A 15,379-nucleotide genomic window follows, 5' to 3' on the forward strand; every position below is an offset into this window, starting at 1 on the left:
ATTCATCGTGGTCATTTACGGTATTTTTTATAAGTATCTATGTATAAATCATAAGGAAAACACCCAAACTAATAAAGTCTTTCTTTTTAAGAAAAACAAAAAGAAACCGGAGTAGATCTACCCCGGCTTCCTGAAAAAATACGTATCAATTTATGCGTTCATGTCACTGACAGCTTTTTCTGATTTCACAGTGCTTTCTTCCGTGATGCGTTCAATGTCCGCACCGATGGAAGCAAGTTTTCCGTGGAAGTCTACGTAGCCGCGGTCAACGTGCTTAAGCTCCGTTACACGCGTGTAGCCTTCAGATACTAAGCCAGCAAGAACAAGTGCTGCACCAGCGCGCAGGTCTGTTGCTGCAACTTCAGCGCCTTGCATGTTGGCTGGACCATTGATGATGACAGAACGGCCCTCAATTTTAATTTCTCCATTCATGCGCCGGAATTCTTCCACGTGCATGAAGCGGTTTTCAAAAACCGTCTCCGTGATCATAGAAGTGCCTTCAGCTTTCAGCAGCAATGCCATCATTTGTGATTGCATGTCTGTCGGGAAGCCGGGATGCGGCATAGTCTTGATGTCAATGGCTTTTAGTTTTTCAGGGCCAATGACACGAAGTCCGTCTTCCTCTTCAGTGATTTGGATACCCATTTCTTCCATTTTCGCAATTAAAGATGCTAAATGTTCTGGCACAGCGCCGCGAACAAGCACATTTCCGCCTGTGATTGCTGCTGCTACCATGAATGTACCAGCTTCAATGCGGTCAGGAATGATGTGATGCTTAACGCCTGTCAGTTTTTCCACACCTTCAATGCGGATTGTTCCAGTTCCGGCTCCGCGCACTTTGCCGCCCATCGCGTTGATGTAGTTGGCAAGGTCAACGATTTCCGGTTCTTTTGCTACGTTCTCAAGGATGGTTGTTCCTTCAGCTAGAGCCGCAGCCATGATGATGTTTTCAGTTGCTCCAACACTTGGGAAATCAAGGTAGATTTTGGCGCCGCGAAGTCTTCCTTTGACTTCAGCGTCGATGAATCCGTTACCTACTTTAATTGTTGCTCCCATTGCTTCAAAGCCTTTTAAATGCTGGTCAATTGGACGTGATCCGATCGCACATCCGCCTGGCAGAGCCACGCGTGCACGGCCGTTTCTTGCTAGTAATGGCCCCATGACCAATACAGAAGCGCGCATTTTGCGCACATATTCAAAAGGAGCTTCCATATTTAGCTCGTTTGATGCATCTACAAACACTTGGTTATTTTCAAAGTGAACTTCTGCACCAAGATGGCGCAGCACTTCATTGATTGTATACACATCGGAGAGCGTAGGCACATCACAGATTATGCTTTTTTGTTCACTGGCTAATAAAGATGCAGCGATTACTGGTAAAACGGCATTTTTAGCACCTTCTACTTTTACAGTACCGTTTAACTTACGACCGCCGCGGACGATGATTTTTTCCAAGGTCTTCCCCTCCGCGTCCCAATTTCTATATATTAATATTCAGACGTTATGATTGGGGTTCCTACTGTAACGCTAGTATTACCGCCCAATCCTGCGCTTCTGAGCGCAATTTGAATGTTCATGCTGCCTGAGTCTGCCGGAATCACATGATTCCAATCCGTCGTGAGTGCGGATACTGATATGAACGACTTCTCTTTAAGCTGTTCCACCGGCACCGCGTTAAATTGTTTAAGCAAAGCTTCCACTTTAGGTTGCAAAACACTACTCATCTTATCATCAAGCTGTCCATTGACACAAGTGAAAATTGTAGGATTTTCATGGAAAATGTCGAAGCTTCTGGCCTGCGCATGCCCATAGATCTTCGCCCATTTTTTTCCGGAACCCTCTCCGCTCAGCTCATACAAGATATACGATTGCTGAAATCCATTTGTGTCGGTAGTTTGAATCTGGAGCTTTTCGGTAAATCCCGAATCCTTGTCGAAAAAGGTCCCTGTCATCTTATGTAGTTTGCCGTCCACACGGTCCTCGGACCACTTAAACTGACGAAATTGATTTTGGAAAAGTTTCACTGTATCTTCAAAAGAACGAGTCTCGTCTGAAACCATCTTCTTAGAATACATTGACCATTTTTTTACATCAATTCCCTGTGCTTCCATGCCCTCTACAATGGTTTCAAGCTCCGTTTCCTTCTTTGCTCCGAATGTCTGGTGTGCAGCAAATGCACCTGTAAAAAAAATAAGAAACATCATAATTGCAAGACTGACTTTTTTCATTATATCCCCACGTCCTCTCCCTAGTAACAGTGTTACCGTTTGAGACCGCGGCATACGTGGAAAAAGTCGTCATTGTTAGACAAGCTCGTGCTGTTCACTTCCTAATCTGTAGGACATATTCCCCTGTTGTCAGTTGCCTAAACGTACGAAAACAAAGAAAAGATGATTTCAGCATGCTTGTCTGATCTATTGGCTAAGTGAATTGGCTGTGTCAGTGTTGCAAGAAACCGGTAAAAAAGGCCCTAAAATAAAAAAGGGAGCTGGCGGGACCATATTAAATAATCAAGAAAAAAATTGCTGACTGCGCCTGAGATGGCGATCGTGAGCAGGATCAGCAGCGCACGCGCTTGCATGACCTTCCCTTTTTTCATGGCTTTTTCGATATGAAGCGCCTGCAGTGCCCACCAGGTAACCGGAATGAACACGAGGTGAGACATAAGGCCAAGCAATGCCTGCTGATTAAAATCAAGCATAGGTTAAAACAACTCCTATATGTAGCTATTTTTCGAAAAGAAGGCTTTTGCTTTTCTTCTTTTTAAAGCAAAAAAAAGAAGAGGCTTTTACACCTCCTCTATTATATAAAATTCTGTGCGTGAGTTGATGATTTTTTTGACAAGATTCGTGGCAAATTTATGAAATGTTTGCGTTTAGAAAATCAAACGCCGCACCCGGGAAGATTCCGAGTAGGATGGTCGCAGCGACGCAGACGGCGGTTACGATGATGAGCGGCGCGCTCCATGTGAACGGCTCGTCGGTTTCTTTTTTCCGGAAGAAGACCTGTGTCAGGATTCCGAAGTAGTAGAAGTACGAGATGACGGTTGCGGCGATCATGATGCTTGCCAGGACGATTTGCGGCGTGCTGTTTGTGAATGCGTTCATGAAGATGGTTACTTTTCCGATAAAGCCGGCTGTTCCGGGCAGTCCTGCGAGAGAGAGCAGGAAAATGGCGACGGCGATGCCTGCTGCCGGAGATCTGCGGTAAAGACCGGCAAAGGCCGAGATGTCTTCAGATCCTGTTTTGCGGGAGACAGCTTGAACGATAGCAAAGATTCCAACGTTCATGATGACGTACGCAAGCAGGTAGAACCAGATGGCATCAAAGTAGAAGTAGCCTCCAAACGCGACGAAGCCGACAAGGACGTACCCCGCATGGGCAATCGATGAATAGGCGAGCATGCGCTTGATGTTTTTCTGCATGAGGGCGACGGTGTTTCCGACAATCATGGTCACAGCGGCCAGGATCGCGATAAAGCCTTGAAGCGACTGGAGAATCGACTGCATGCCGCCTTCGTCTGGAATGTTCCCGAAGACGGAAAGGCAGATTCTTAAAATGATGACGAAGCCTGCCGTTTTTGAGACGACGCTCAGGAATGCCGTAACAGGTGTCGGTGCGCCTTCATAAACGTCAGGCGCCCACATGTGAAAAGGCACGGTAGCAATTTTAAAGGATAAGCCGACAAAGACGAGCAGAAATGAGATGGACGCTATGTAAACGTAGCCTGATTCCGTCAGCCCGTTCAGCTGAGGAATCATTTCAGACAGGCTCGTCGTTCCTGTCAGTCCGTAGATATAGCTCATCCCAAACAGCGTAATCGCCGTTGAAATGCCGCCGTTAATGACGTATTTCATGGCCGATTCGTTTGATTTTAAATCCCGCTTTCTGAGGCCGGCCAGTATATAGGAAGAAATGGACAGCAGTTCAAGTCCGGTGAACAGGGTGATTAAGTCCCTGCTTGAGGCCATCATCATCGCGCCGAGAAGGGCGGCAAGAAGCAGGTAATAAAATTCTCCCCGCTCTTTCATTCCCTCGCGCGGCTCATAGTCGATGGCGAGCAGAAAAATCAGCGCCCCCCCAAGGAGCAGGATAAATTTGAACGCTTTTGCGAAGGAGTCGAGGACAAAGGTGTCATAGAGAATGACGGCATCCTCTGCCCCGATCATGAGCGCAAGGCTGACAATCGCGCCGACAATTCCGGCAAGTCCAAGCCATCCGAGCCACCTGCGGCTGCTTCCCTCTTTCATGAAAAGGTCGACAAGCGACAGGATGAGGGCGGTCCCGAGAATGATGAACTCCGGCATCATCGCGCCCCAGTTATAGCTGAGCAAGGTTTCCATATCCATGATTCATCACCCTCCTATCCCTTTCATGATTGTTTCTATCGTCAGCTGCAGCGGGACGGAAAGTCCATTTGGAAACACGCCGATCAGCACAATCAGCAGCAGCAGAATGGAAACCGGAACGACTTCATGCCATTTCAGGTCATACAGTTTCTCATTCTTCTCCGCTCCAAACGTGATGGAAAGCACCGCTCTCAGCAAATAGGCAGCTGTCAGGATAATCCCGATCGCCCCTATTGCACCGAGCTCCGGATGCTGATCAAAGACACCCATGAACGCAGTCAGCTCGCTGATGAAGCCAGACATCCCCGGCAGTCCGAGCGACGCCATGGCTCCTGCGAGGAGAAAGCCGGCTGCAAGCGGCATCGATTTTGCAAGGCCTGAGAGCTTGCCGAGCTCCGTTGTCCCGGTTCGTTCCAATAGAACACCCACGAGGAAAAACAGCAGCGCTGAAATCAGTCCGTGCGAGACGACCTGAAAAATCGCCCCTTGAATCCCCGCTTGATTTAATGCGCCAAGACCAATGAGCACAATGCCCATATGCGAAATACTTGAGTAAGCAAGGACCATTCTGAGTTCGTTTTGAATGAGCGCAAGGAACGCGCCGTACAGCAGGTTCACAAGTCCGAGCACAATGACGATCGTGCCAAGCTTTGAAAACTCGGCAGGGAACAGTCCAAGTCCGAACTTGATCAAACCGTACGCCCCAATTTTCAAAAGAATGCCTGAATGCAGCATGACGATCGGCGGCGGCGCCTGAACGTGCACCCTGAGCATCCAAGTGTGCAGCGGGAAAATCGGCAGCTTTACGCCAAATGCAATAAGCAAGGCAATCAGCAGGCCAAGCCTGAAATCCTCCGACATCGGCCCGATCAGCTGAACATCCGGCGTCGTCATGAGCTGTGTGAGCAGCGCAAGATTGGTCGTTCCTGTTTTTGAAAAAAGAAGGACAATCACAATCAGCAGGATGGCAGACCCAAACCCGTTATATAGAAGAAACTGATAGGCTGCCTTTTCCCGCGCAGCGAAGCCCCACTTGCCGACGAGGAAGAACATCGGGATCAGCGTGATTTCAAAAAAGATGAAAAAGAGCACGAGATTCTGCGCAAGGAAAACGCCGAGCATTCCGGTTTCCAGAAGCAGAAGCAGCATGAAGTAGCCCTTCCAGTCCTTCTTTATCGAAACCGATGCGGCAGCAGCCAAAGCGGCAAGAATGGATGTTAAAAGCACCATGACAAGCGAGAATCCGTCCAGGGCAAGCTCGTAGTCGACCGTGAACACGCCGGGCTGCATCTCATGGTACTGGCCAAACGTGATCCAGCGGACCTTTTCAGAAAACCGCTCAAGCTCTTCCCCTCCAAGATACTGGGCAAACACAATGCCAGACAGCAGGACGGCAGGAAGAGTCGCGAGGAATCCAACCAGCTTCAGGGAGGATTCCTGATCGCGTTTCATAAATGAGAGTACGAGAATGCCGAGGACAGGCGAGAAAACAAGGGCTGTCAGCAAAATTGAAGTCATTATAAGTTCCCTCCTGTCACAGCGTACAGCACAAGCAGCAGGGCAAGCCCGACAAATGCAACCGTTCCGTACATCTGAACCTGCCCATTCTGCATTTTTGAACCGAGTGCCCCTGCAGAGCGGACGATTCCGGCCACTCCTTTTACGGCACCTTCTACAAGGAATTTCTCCAGGTACTTGCAGAGCATGCTGACCGTGTTCGTCAGCCAGACCACAGTGACACTGTAAAGCTCATCGATAAAGTATTTGTTTTTCAGGACCGAATGGATCATTGGCACGCGGGCTCTTGTTTTTTCCGGCGAAATGGAACCCTTATTGTACATGAGATAAGCAAGCAGAATGCCGAGCAGTGATACGGCAGTTGCAACAATCATGATCCAGGCCGGACCTTCGATATGCCCGTGGCCTAGCTGAGGCGCGCCTTCTGTCAGCCAGTCTCCGAGGAACGTTCCGAACCAAGGCGTATTGACGTAGCCTGAAAAAACGGCAAGTACGGCAAGCACGCTCATCGGAATCAGCATGGAAGACGGTGATTCATGAACAGATGCAAGTTCGGTTTTCGGACGTCCCGTAAAGACGAGGAAGAAGAGCCTGAACATGTAAAAGGCAGTAAAGAAAGCAGCAATGACCGCGAGCCAGAACAGCGCAGGGTTTCCATGCTCCCAGGCGGCGATGAGAATTTCATCTTTACTGAAGAAGCCTGAAAAGAGCGGAACACCGCTGATGGCAAGGGTACCGATTAAAAACAGCGGGCCGGTGAATTTGAGTTTTTTCCAAAGACCGCCCATCTCGTCAATGTTCTGAGTGTGGACGGCGTGGATGACGCTTCCGGCTGCAAGGAACAGCAGCGCTTTGAAAAAGGCGTGCGTCATCAGATGGAAGACGCCGGCGACATAGCCTGCAGAACCAAGGGCAAGCATCATGTAGCCGAGCTGACTTACAGTCGAATAGGCAAGCACCCGCTTGATGTCTTTTTGAACAAGCCCAATGCTTGCGGCAAAGATAGCGGTGAATGCGCCAATCGTTGCAACAACCAGAAGCGCCGTTTCACTTGCGGCAAACAGCGGATACATGAGGGCGACAAGGTATACCCCCGCTGCAACCATCGTAGCGGCGTGGATGAGGGCGGAAACCGGCGTCGGCCCCTCCATCGCATCAGGCAGCCACGAATGAAGCGGGAACTGGCCGGATTTCCCGATGGCCCCGATGAAAATCAGGATGCCTGTCAGGGTGATCATATCGAGTGAAAGCATACCATCTGCCACACTTGCAAAAATGCGGTCATATTCAAAGCTGCCGACCTGCCAGAACAGGAGCAGCATCCCGACAAACAGGCCGACATCGCCAATCCTTGTCATAATGAACGCTTTTCTCGCAGCAGCCTTCGCTTCTTCTTTGTAAAAGTAGAATCCGATCAAAAGGAAGGATCCGACGCCGACAAGCTCCCAGAAAATATAGAGCTGCAGCAGATTGGTCGTCATGACGAGCCCGAGCATGCTGAAGGTGAATAGGCCAAGATAGGCATAAAACACATGAAAACGGGGATCTCCGTGCATGTATCCTTTGGAATAAATATGTACAGCTAAGCTGACGAGCGTGACGATCACAAGCATCAGGGCATTCAGAGGCGTAATTTCAAAGCCTGCCGTAAGCTCCATGCTGCCGATTGTGAGCCACACAGCTTCTGCTTTATAGGTGTTTTGTGAGAACCGGTCTGCGAGCACCGCAAGAGCACCGGCGAATGAGAGGGTCATCAGGATGCCTCCCACATAGACGCTTCCTTCTTTCAGCCGTTTCCCGAACAGGAGCAGCACGAGAAAGGAGACAAGCGGAAACAGCGGGATGATCCAGGCGTATGGCATCATTGTATTCAATCCCCTTCTTGTTAGAGGTGTTAATGCTTCATAGATTCATAGTCATCAATATTGACAGATCTCCGGTTGCGGTAAAGGGCAAACAAGATGGCAAGTCCAACGGCCGCCTCCGCTGCAGCAATCGTGATCGTAAAAAGCGAAAACACCTGGCCGGTAATGGACGGAATCACTCCGTACTTGCTGAAGGCAACCAGATTGATATTGGCCGCATTCAGCATCAGCTCAATCGAGATCAAAACGATCACAGTGTTCCGCTTCGTCAGGGCCCCGTACAGTCCGATGCAAAAGAGAATCAGAGCGAGCACAAGAAAGGCTGATAATGGAATCGAGCTCATTTTTCGTCCTCCTCTTTTTCATCTTTTCTCGCGAGGATAATGGCCCCGATTAACGCCACAAGCAGGAGAACAGACGTCAGTTCAAACGGAATGACAAAGTGGGAATAAAGCGAGATTCCGATTTGCTCCGTATTTTTCACATGCAGATCTGCCTGCTCTTCCCCGAGCTGCAAATCATAGATTCCGAGATACATCACGAGGGCAAACGCCGCAATCCCAAGAAACACGATGAGCTTTTTTCCGATGCCGGCAGACGGCTCATCTTCGTCCTGATGACGCGTCAGCATGATCCCAAACAGCATGATGATCGTGATCGCACCCGAGTAAATCAGAATCTGGACCGCAGCCACAAACTCCGCCGAAAGAAGAACGTACAGACCGGCGATACTCACAAATGTGAACACAAGGGATACAACCATATGAACCACTTTCGTCACATTCAACATGAGAATGCCGCCGCCGATGGCCACCATGGCGAGTGCGACAAAGGCAACAAACTCTCCGGTTATACTCACACCTTATTCTCCTCCCTGATGTTCTCATCATTTTCATCGAGCCACTCCAGATTCTTAAACAGCTGGTCGCGGCTGTACTCGGCAAGCTCGAAATTGTTCGTCATCACAATCGCTTCTGTCGGACATACCTCCGTGCAAAGATCGCAGAGGATGCAAATTTCAAAATTAATATCGTACGTGTCGATGATCTTCCCTTTTTTCGCCGGATCAGGATGCTTCTTGCCAGTCAGCTCAATGCAGTCAGTCGGGCAAATAGCCGCACACTGATTGCACACAATGCACTTTTCCGGATAAAACTTCTGAATGCCCCGGAACCGGTCAGGCAGGGCAAGCGCCTCATTCGGGTAATCATACGTCACTTTCTTCTTCGTCAGGCTGTTCAGGGTATACGTCAAACCTTTTGCTAAACCTCGCATGTTATCACCCCTTGTTTGGTTGCTGATTGTTATATGGATTGCGGCTGGCACGCGGTTTACTTGCCGGGATCCCTGTTTTACTTGCCAGAATGCCTCTTTTTCTTGAAAAAATGTGCTGTTTACTTGCCAGGACAGCGGGTTTACTTGAATTTTTCCAGTTACCTCCTAATTCCAAGTGTCCGTCCGTATGTAAACTGCTATTTAAAGAAAATCTCCTTCACAATCGCTGTTACAAATATATTCGCGAGTGCGACCGGCAGGAGCACTTTCCAGCCGAACTCCATGAGCTGGTCGGCGCGGATCCTCGGGAAGGTGACGCGGAACCAGATCAGGATGAAGATCACAACGCTGAATTTCAGTCCGAACCAGATGGCGCCCGGGATGAAATCAAGAAAGGCAACAGGCTGCCAGCCGCCGAGGAAGAGCACAGTCGTCAGCGATGCCATGGCGAAAAAGTATACGTATTCCGATAGCATGAAGAACGCCCAGCGGAAGCCGGAATATTCGACATGGTAGCCGGCGACGAGTTCTGATTCTGCCTCAGGCAAGTCAAACGGTGTCCTGTTCAGCTCTGCGACAGATGCAATCAAGAAGATCAAAAAGCCAATCGGCTGCAGGAAAATAAACCAAACATTCTCCTGTGCATCGACGATTGTGTTCAAGTTCAGACTTCCGGATAAAAGCACGACGCCGATAACTGACATAACTAGCGGGATTTCGTAGGAAATCATCTGGGCAGCCGCCCGCATGCCGCCGAGAAGCGAGTATTTGTTGTTCGACGCCCAGCCGCCGGTGACAATGCCGATTGTCGTCAGCCCGGAAATGGCGATGTAAAATAGCAAACCCACTCCAAGATCCGCAAATTGAAAGGAATCTGTAAAGGGGATTGTTGAAAGTACGATAAAAGCAGGTGCAAAGGCAATGACAGGCGCGAGAATGAAAAGCGGTTTATCTGCAAGCTTTGGAATCGTGTCCTCTTTTATCAGGAGCTTCAGAACATCAGCCACTGTCTGCAGCAGGCCCCACCTGCCGCCTACCTGATTCGGTCCGATCCTGCCCTGCATGAAGCCCATGACTTTTCGTTCAGCCAGGATGCCGTAGGTGACAAATCCAAGGACAACGAACAGGAAAGCTGTTGCGAGTCCGAAAAAAATAGCGAAATTGCCGAGGCCTGGGGACGATTGCAGCAGATCCTGCACCATCAGCCGTCCACCTCCCCGAGCACGATGTCAATGGCGCCGAGAATGGTTATTAGGTTCGCCATGTTTTCTCCCTGAAGCAGCTTAGGCAGGATTTGCAAATTGTAAAAAGACGGACGTCTGAATTTCAGGCGGTACGGCTCTTTTTTTCCGTCACTGGCGATATAGCAGCCGATCTCGCCGCGCGGGGATTCAATCCGAACATACGCCTCTCCCTTTGGAGCCTTAATGATTTTCGGCACCTTAGCCATAATCGGCCCGTCACCGGGAAACTGTTCAACCGCCTGCTCCAGTATTTTCAGGGACTCCTCGATTTCAGCCATCCGGCACTCATAGCGGGCAAAAGCGTCGCCTTTTGTCCGGACCGGAACGTCAAAATCAAAACGGTCGTAGATGGAATACGGCTCATCTTTTCGGAGATCCCATTTCACGCCGGTACAGCGTAGATTGGCGCCGCTCAGGGAGTACTCAAGAGCCTCTTCTTTTGTATAAATACCGACTTCTTTAACACGGTTCAGGAAAATCTCGTTCCCTGACACGAGATCGTGATAGCCTTTCAGCTGCTCTCTCATGTAAGGAATAAACTCGGCGACCTTCTCGATCCAACCCTCCGGTGCATCCCACTTCACTCCGCCTACACGCATGTAGTTAAACGTCAGTCTCGCGCCCGACAGTTCTGTCAGCAGATTAATAATCATTTCCCGCTCGCGGAAGGCATATAAAAACGGGCTTACCGCCCCGATATCAAGCAAATACGTGCCCCACCATACAAGATGGCTCGCGACCCGGCCGAGCTCCATCGCAATGACGCGCAAATAATCCGCGCGTTCCGGAACCTGAATGCCAGCCATCGTCTCCACTGCGTGACAAATCACGTAGTTGTTGGTCATTGCAGACAGGTAATCCATTCGGTCTGTGTAAGGAATGATCTGCGTGTACTGCAGATTTTCCGCGAGTTTTTCCGTGCCTCTATGTAAATAGCCGATCACCGGTGTAGCCTCTTTAATGATTTCTCCGTCAATTTTTATGACCAGCCTGAATACGCCGTGCGTACTCGGATGCTGCGGGCCGACATTCAGGAGCATTTCTTCTGTCCGGATCAAAAGCTACACCTCCACATCATAAGGTTCATAATCTTTTCTGAGAGGATGCCCGACCCAGTCATCCGGCATCATGATTCTCGTTAAATTCGGATGGTCCGTAAAGCGGATGCCGAGCAGGTCGTAGGCCTCGCGCTCAGGCCAGTCCGCGCCTTTCCAAAGAGGCACAAGCGACTGGATTTCTGGCTGGTCCCGGTCAAGCTTCACCTTCAGCACAACGGTGTGCCTGTGTGTATAGGAAAAGAGGTACGCGTAGATTTCCATATGGGTCTGAAAGTCGGTTCCATGCAGTTCGGACACATAATCAAACTGTAATTCTTCCTGCTCTTTCAGCAGTTTTGCTATCGTAAAATAGGATTCTTTCTTTGCAGTAAGGGTAGGAACATCTTTCGACAGCCTATTGATGCCTGACTCTTCCAGGACACCCCGGCCAAGATGCGTTTCAATGACGTTGATGTATTTCTGCAGGATCGGTTCATTCGGTGAGGGTTCTTCTTGCTGCGGTTCTTCCTTGACTGCCATCTGCTTCGCTTTAGCAGCAGCGGCAGCCTTTGCCTTGGCAGCTGCAATCGCTTTTGCCTTTTCTTTCGCCAGGTCGTCTTCTGACAAGTTTTCACGGGATGCTTTTGCCTTTGCGGCTGCAGCGGCTTTTGCTTTGGCGGCTGCGACTGCTTTTTGCTTTGCTAATGCAAGGTCATCTCCTGATGATTCGCTTCCCCCCGCTTCTTTCGCTTTCTGCTTGGCGAGTGCGGCGGCTTTCGCCTTTGCTGCGGCAACGGCTTTTTGCTTTGCTAATGCGAGGTCGTCTCCTGGAGTATCGCTTTCTCCCGCTTCTTTCTCTTTCTGCTTGGCAAGTGCTGCGGCTTTTGCCTTTGCTGCTGCGGCAGCTTTTTGTTTTGCTAATGCCTTGTCGTCTCCTAAGGATTCGCTTTCCCCCGCTTCTTTCGCTTTTTGCTTCGCGATGGCTTCGGCTTTTGCTTTGGCGGCTGCGACAGCTTTTTGCTTCGCTAATGCCAGGTCGTCTCCTGATAATTCGCTTCCGCCCGCTTCTTTCGCTTTCTGCTTAGCGAGTGCGGCGGCTTTTGCTTTGGCGGCTGCGGCGGCCTTTTGTTTGGCTAGAGAGTCTTCGCTTGCGGGTGCGTTTCCGGCCTGCTTTTCAGCAAGCTTTTTCAGGGCAGCCTCCTTTGCCTTTTGAGCGGCTTCTCTCTTTTGCTGCTGGAGGTCCTTTTCATCGCTCATGGATTATCTCACTCCCTGTTTTTGCCTCGTAACGGATTTTTTCTTTCAACTTGTTGATTCCGTAGATGAGGGCGGCAGGATTAGGCGGACAGCCCGGGATATAGACGTCAACCGGCACGATCTGGTCGACCCCTTTTACGACGGCGTAGGATTTGATGTACGGTCCGCCTGCTGTTGCACAAGAACCCATGGCAATGACCCATTTCGGTTCAGGCATCTGGTCGTACAGACGTTTTAAGACCGGGGCCATTTTTTTCGTAACGGTCCCTGACACGATCATGACATCCGATTGCCGGGGCGACGTTCTGAAAAACGAGCCAAAACGGTCGAGGTCATAGTGTGATGAGCCGACACCCATCATTTCGATGGCACAGCATGCAAGGCCGAATGTCAGCGGCCAGAGTGAATTGCTTCTCGCCCAGCCCTTTAAATCCTCAAGTGTCGTCAAAAAGACGCTGCGCTTGAGTTCTTCCAATTCATCCTGAGGGATATTCGTTAGCTTTAAGTCCATTTCAGCACCTTCTTCTTCCATGCGTAGACTAGCCCGATCACGAGCATGATGACAAAAATAAGCATTTCAATCAGAGCAAAAACACCAAGCTTCTCATACGCGACAGCCCACGGATACAAAAACACCGTTTCTACGTCAAAAATGACAAACATCAGACCAAACATATAGTACCGGACGTTAAATTGAACGCGTGAATCATGAAATGGATCAATCCCGCTCTCGTAAGTAGTAGCTTTTGCCTCACTAGGCTTGTGCGGCCTCAAAACCCGGCCGATTCCAAGTGCCACGACCGGCAGCAGAATACCAAGCAGCAGGAAAACAACAACAATTAAGTAGTTATTCAAATAGACGTTGAGTGATTCCATCCCTTTCCCCCGTTATGTGAAAGTTGGTGAAACTTTTCTAATATTCAAAATGTAACCGCTAACATTATAACACTGTTGCCCAAAACGTGTCGATAAGGGATATTTTCATAAGAGCATATCCAGTTTCATCCTCTTTTGTAGCATTGCTGTAAGCTGCTCATTTATGGCCTTCAGGATGTTATACTAGCTCATGAATAAAAGACGCGAGGTGACAGAATGCCAGAATCATATCAGCATGACTTTGAAACAGATTACGGCAAAAATCTGCCTGTGTTTGAATCAGAAGAAGCGGCTAAAATCTATTTTTATGAACAGCGGAAAGAGAACTTGTCTCTTTTAGAAGATATATATGCAGAACTTGGCTTACCATTAACCTTTTCTCCAAAAAGTTTGATTGAACTTGAAGAAGTCTACTTTTCTTTTTTTAAAGAAAATAAATTCCGTGATTTTCAACTAACGGTTGCCGATCTTGAGGAATGCATGAGCATTTACTTTGGTGAGGTGGCAGTGATACATCTTGATCATGCTGCATGGGCTGTGAAGGAATACTCGTTCACAGAGAATGCGTATGTGTCAGGAATCCAGTGCGGGCGCACCGTCACGTACTTTTCAAATCTGTTTGAGAATCATTTTATGTCTGCGAAAGATGCGTCTGAGCAGAAGATATATGAGATGTATCAAAAATATGAGCGAAAAAGCAAAAAGCTGGGACCAAACTGAGTGTTTGGTTCTTTTTTGTGCGCGGGATTGTTAGACCCGGTTTTTGGATCGTTAGAATGCTGATTTGGATTGTTAGAGCACGAGTTTGGATTGTTAGGCGCTCAAATAGGCTCTCTATCAGCACTATTTTTTCAAAAAAGGAGCAAATCCGGCCGGAATAACGATTTCCGGCCGGATTCTTTTAGCATTCGACGGCCACTCTGCGCTTTTCTGCATTGGACTTGATCGCCGCTTCATTAACTGCGGTCAGGAACAGGGCATCCTCATTCGTAATGAATGGCGCTGCATCAGACAGGATCGAATCCGCCCATTGCTCCATTGGAATCGGCAATTCTTCAGGCAGATTCTCCACAATGCGGACGCCTTCTGCATTCCGAAGCTCAATTTTCCCGTCCTGAATCAGGAGACATCCTTCTGTTCCGTAAAGTTCCAGGGAAAACGGACTGCCAAATGAAACGAACGATGTTTCCAGGACGGCTGTGGCACCGTTCTCATACGTGACAAGCACCGAGGCCTGGTCCTCCACTTCCTTGCCGTATACATAATCAAAATGCGCGGAAACTTCTTTCGGTTTTCCCGCAAGCCGGTTCATTAAATAGATAGGATGTGCACCAAGGTCGATCAGCGCACCGCCGCCGCATTGCTCGGCGTTGTAGAAGTGTTCAGGCAGCCATCCCTGCGGATTTTCTGCTGTTGGAACCGATCCGTTATGGGCTACACGGCATCTCGCGTTTTTCACTTCTCCGAGCAGGCCTTCCTTTACCGCTTTTTCAGCATAAAGGTAATAGTCCGTGCTCAGTCTTGGCATAGAAACAACCAGGGAAACTCCTGCTTCCTCTACCGCCTTGAAAATTTCTTTGCAGTCTGCTGCTGTCAGTGCAAGCACTTTTTCTGTGAAAATGTGCTTACCGTGTTCTGCTGCCTTCACAATGACTTCCTTATGCATATTTGTCGGAGTGTCTACCACGACTCCCTTAATTTCCTGGTTCCCGAGAACTGCCTCGAGGCTCGCCTCAAACGGCACTCCAAGTTCATTTGCCCACTTCACTCCGCGCTCTTTGTCTTCATCCCAGACCATCGCAATTTCCACTTTCGAACTGTTATGTATATCCCGTGCATAATCAACGGCATGCACGTGCCACTTGCTCAGCATCGCTGCTTTTATCATGTCTGTTCCCTCCTAAACGTTGTCCCTATACTATTTCCGTTTCGCACCGCTGATTTCCTTTTCCTTATTT

General features: G+C 49.1%; 16 protein-coding genes. 1 reads left to right on the plus strand and 15 read right to left on the minus strand.

Annotated features, from left to right (window positions below; translation table 11 throughout):
* Window positions 1–150: 150 nt before the first annotated feature.
* The 14 genes from murA to ACK1LH_RS19845 form a co-directional block, all read right to left on the minus strand.
* Window positions 151–1,455 carry a UDP-N-acetylglucosamine 1-carboxyvinyltransferase gene (gene murA, locus ACK1LH_RS19780; RefSeq protein WP_320154835.1) on the minus strand — a complete coding sequence of 435 codons (1,305 nt, stop codon included), beginning with the start codon at window positions 1,453–1,455 and terminating at the stop codon, window positions 151–153.
* A 32-nt stretch (window positions 1,456–1,487) separates the two neighbouring features.
* Entirely contained in the window at window positions 1,488–2,228 is a 741-nt protein-coding gene (locus tag ACK1LH_RS19785; RefSeq protein ID WP_411334109.1) for a YwmB family TATA-box binding protein, read from the minus strand.
* Window positions 2,229–2,470: 242 nt separating this feature from the next.
* Window positions 2,471–2,701: a DUF1146 family protein gene (locus ACK1LH_RS19790; RefSeq protein ID WP_029284972.1), complete on the minus strand. Its 231-nt coding sequence runs from the start codon at window positions 2,699–2,701 to the stop codon at window positions 2,471–2,473.
* Window positions 2,702–2,858: 157 nt separating this feature from the next.
* Window positions 2,859–4,349, minus strand: a complete 1,491-nt coding sequence (gene nuoN / locus ACK1LH_RS19795; RefSeq protein WP_411334111.1) for an NADH-quinone oxidoreductase subunit NuoN — start codon at window positions 4,347–4,349, stop codon at window positions 2,859–2,861.
* Window positions 4,350–4,355: 6 nt separating this feature from the next.
* A complete protein-coding gene (locus ACK1LH_RS19800) occupies window positions 4,356–5,867 on the minus strand; it encodes a complex I subunit 4 family protein (RefSeq protein ID WP_411334113.1) in 1,512 nt (503 codons plus the stop codon).
* Window positions 5,867–7,732 (minus strand): NADH-quinone oxidoreductase subunit L, encoded by a 1,866-nt coding sequence (gene nuoL / locus ACK1LH_RS19805; RefSeq protein ID WP_411334114.1) that lies wholly within the window; start codon window positions 7,730–7,732, stop codon window positions 5,867–5,869. The genes ACK1LH_RS19800 and nuoL overlap by 1 nt, the downstream gene beginning before the upstream one ends.
* Before the next feature lie 29 nt (window positions 7,733–7,761).
* Window positions 7,762–8,076 carry an NADH-quinone oxidoreductase subunit NuoK gene (nuoK, locus tag ACK1LH_RS19810; protein ID WP_029283405.1) on the minus strand — a complete coding sequence of 105 codons (315 nt, stop codon included), beginning with the start codon at window positions 8,074–8,076 and terminating at the stop codon, window positions 7,762–7,764.
* Window positions 8,073–8,585, minus strand: coding sequence for an NADH-quinone oxidoreductase subunit J (locus ACK1LH_RS19815; protein WP_203290395.1), 513 nt, complete (start codon window positions 8,583–8,585; stop codon window positions 8,073–8,075). The genes nuoK and ACK1LH_RS19815 overlap by 4 nt, the downstream gene beginning before the upstream one ends.
* A gap of 2 nt (window positions 8,586–8,587) precedes the next feature.
* The gene (nuoI, locus tag ACK1LH_RS19820; protein ID WP_029283402.1) at window positions 8,588–9,007 is read right to left on the minus strand and encodes an NADH-quinone oxidoreductase subunit NuoI; all 420 of its coding nucleotides are present in this window, start codon (window positions 9,005–9,007) and stop codon (window positions 8,588–8,590) included.
* 197 nt (window positions 9,008–9,204) lie between these two features.
* Window positions 9,205–10,209 carry an NADH-quinone oxidoreductase subunit NuoH gene (gene nuoH / locus ACK1LH_RS19825; RefSeq protein WP_411334116.1) on the minus strand — a complete coding sequence of 335 codons (1,005 nt, stop codon included), beginning with the start codon at window positions 10,207–10,209 and terminating at the stop codon, window positions 9,205–9,207.
* Window positions 10,209–11,309: an NADH-quinone oxidoreductase subunit D gene (locus ACK1LH_RS19830; protein ID WP_411334117.1), complete on the minus strand. Its 1,101-nt coding sequence runs from the start codon at window positions 11,307–11,309 to the stop codon at window positions 10,209–10,211. Before ACK1LH_RS19830 ends, nuoH begins: the two co-directional genes overlap by 1 nt.
* A gap of 3 nt (window positions 11,310–11,312) precedes the next feature.
* Window positions 11,313–12,545, minus strand: coding sequence for an NADH-quinone oxidoreductase subunit C (locus tag ACK1LH_RS19835; protein WP_411334118.1), 1,233 nt, complete (start codon window positions 12,543–12,545; stop codon window positions 11,313–11,315).
* On the minus strand, window positions 12,535–13,056 hold the full coding sequence (locus ACK1LH_RS19840; protein WP_029566618.1) for a NuoB/complex I 20 kDa subunit family protein: 522 nt from the start codon (window positions 13,054–13,056) through the stop codon (window positions 12,535–12,537). Before ACK1LH_RS19840 ends, ACK1LH_RS19835 begins: the two co-directional genes overlap by 11 nt.
* Window positions 13,047–13,421: an NADH-quinone oxidoreductase subunit A gene (locus ACK1LH_RS19845; RefSeq protein ID WP_029566617.1), complete on the minus strand. Its 375-nt coding sequence runs from the start codon at window positions 13,419–13,421 to the stop codon at window positions 13,047–13,049. The genes ACK1LH_RS19840 and ACK1LH_RS19845 overlap by 10 nt, the downstream gene beginning before the upstream one ends.
* 216 nt (window positions 13,422–13,637) lie before the next feature.
* On the opposite strand from ACK1LH_RS19845, the gene ACK1LH_RS19850 reads away from it, so the two are divergent.
* Window positions 13,638–14,141, plus strand: coding sequence for a hypothetical protein (locus ACK1LH_RS19850; protein ID WP_411334120.1), 504 nt, complete (start codon window positions 13,638–13,640; stop codon window positions 14,139–14,141).
* 181 nt (window positions 14,142–14,322) lie between these two features.
* Here the strand turns inward: ACK1LH_RS19850 and ACK1LH_RS19855 are convergent, their stop codons facing one another.
* Entirely contained in the window at window positions 14,323–15,309 is a 987-nt protein-coding gene (locus ACK1LH_RS19855) for a Gfo/Idh/MocA family protein (protein WP_411334121.1), read from the minus strand.
* Window positions 15,310–15,379: the final 70 nt, after the last annotated feature.

The sequence above is a fragment of the Metabacillus indicus genome (assembly GCF_046603695.1).
Lineage (GTDB): Bacteria > Bacillota > Bacilli > Bacillales > Bacillaceae > Bacillus_P > Bacillus_P indicus.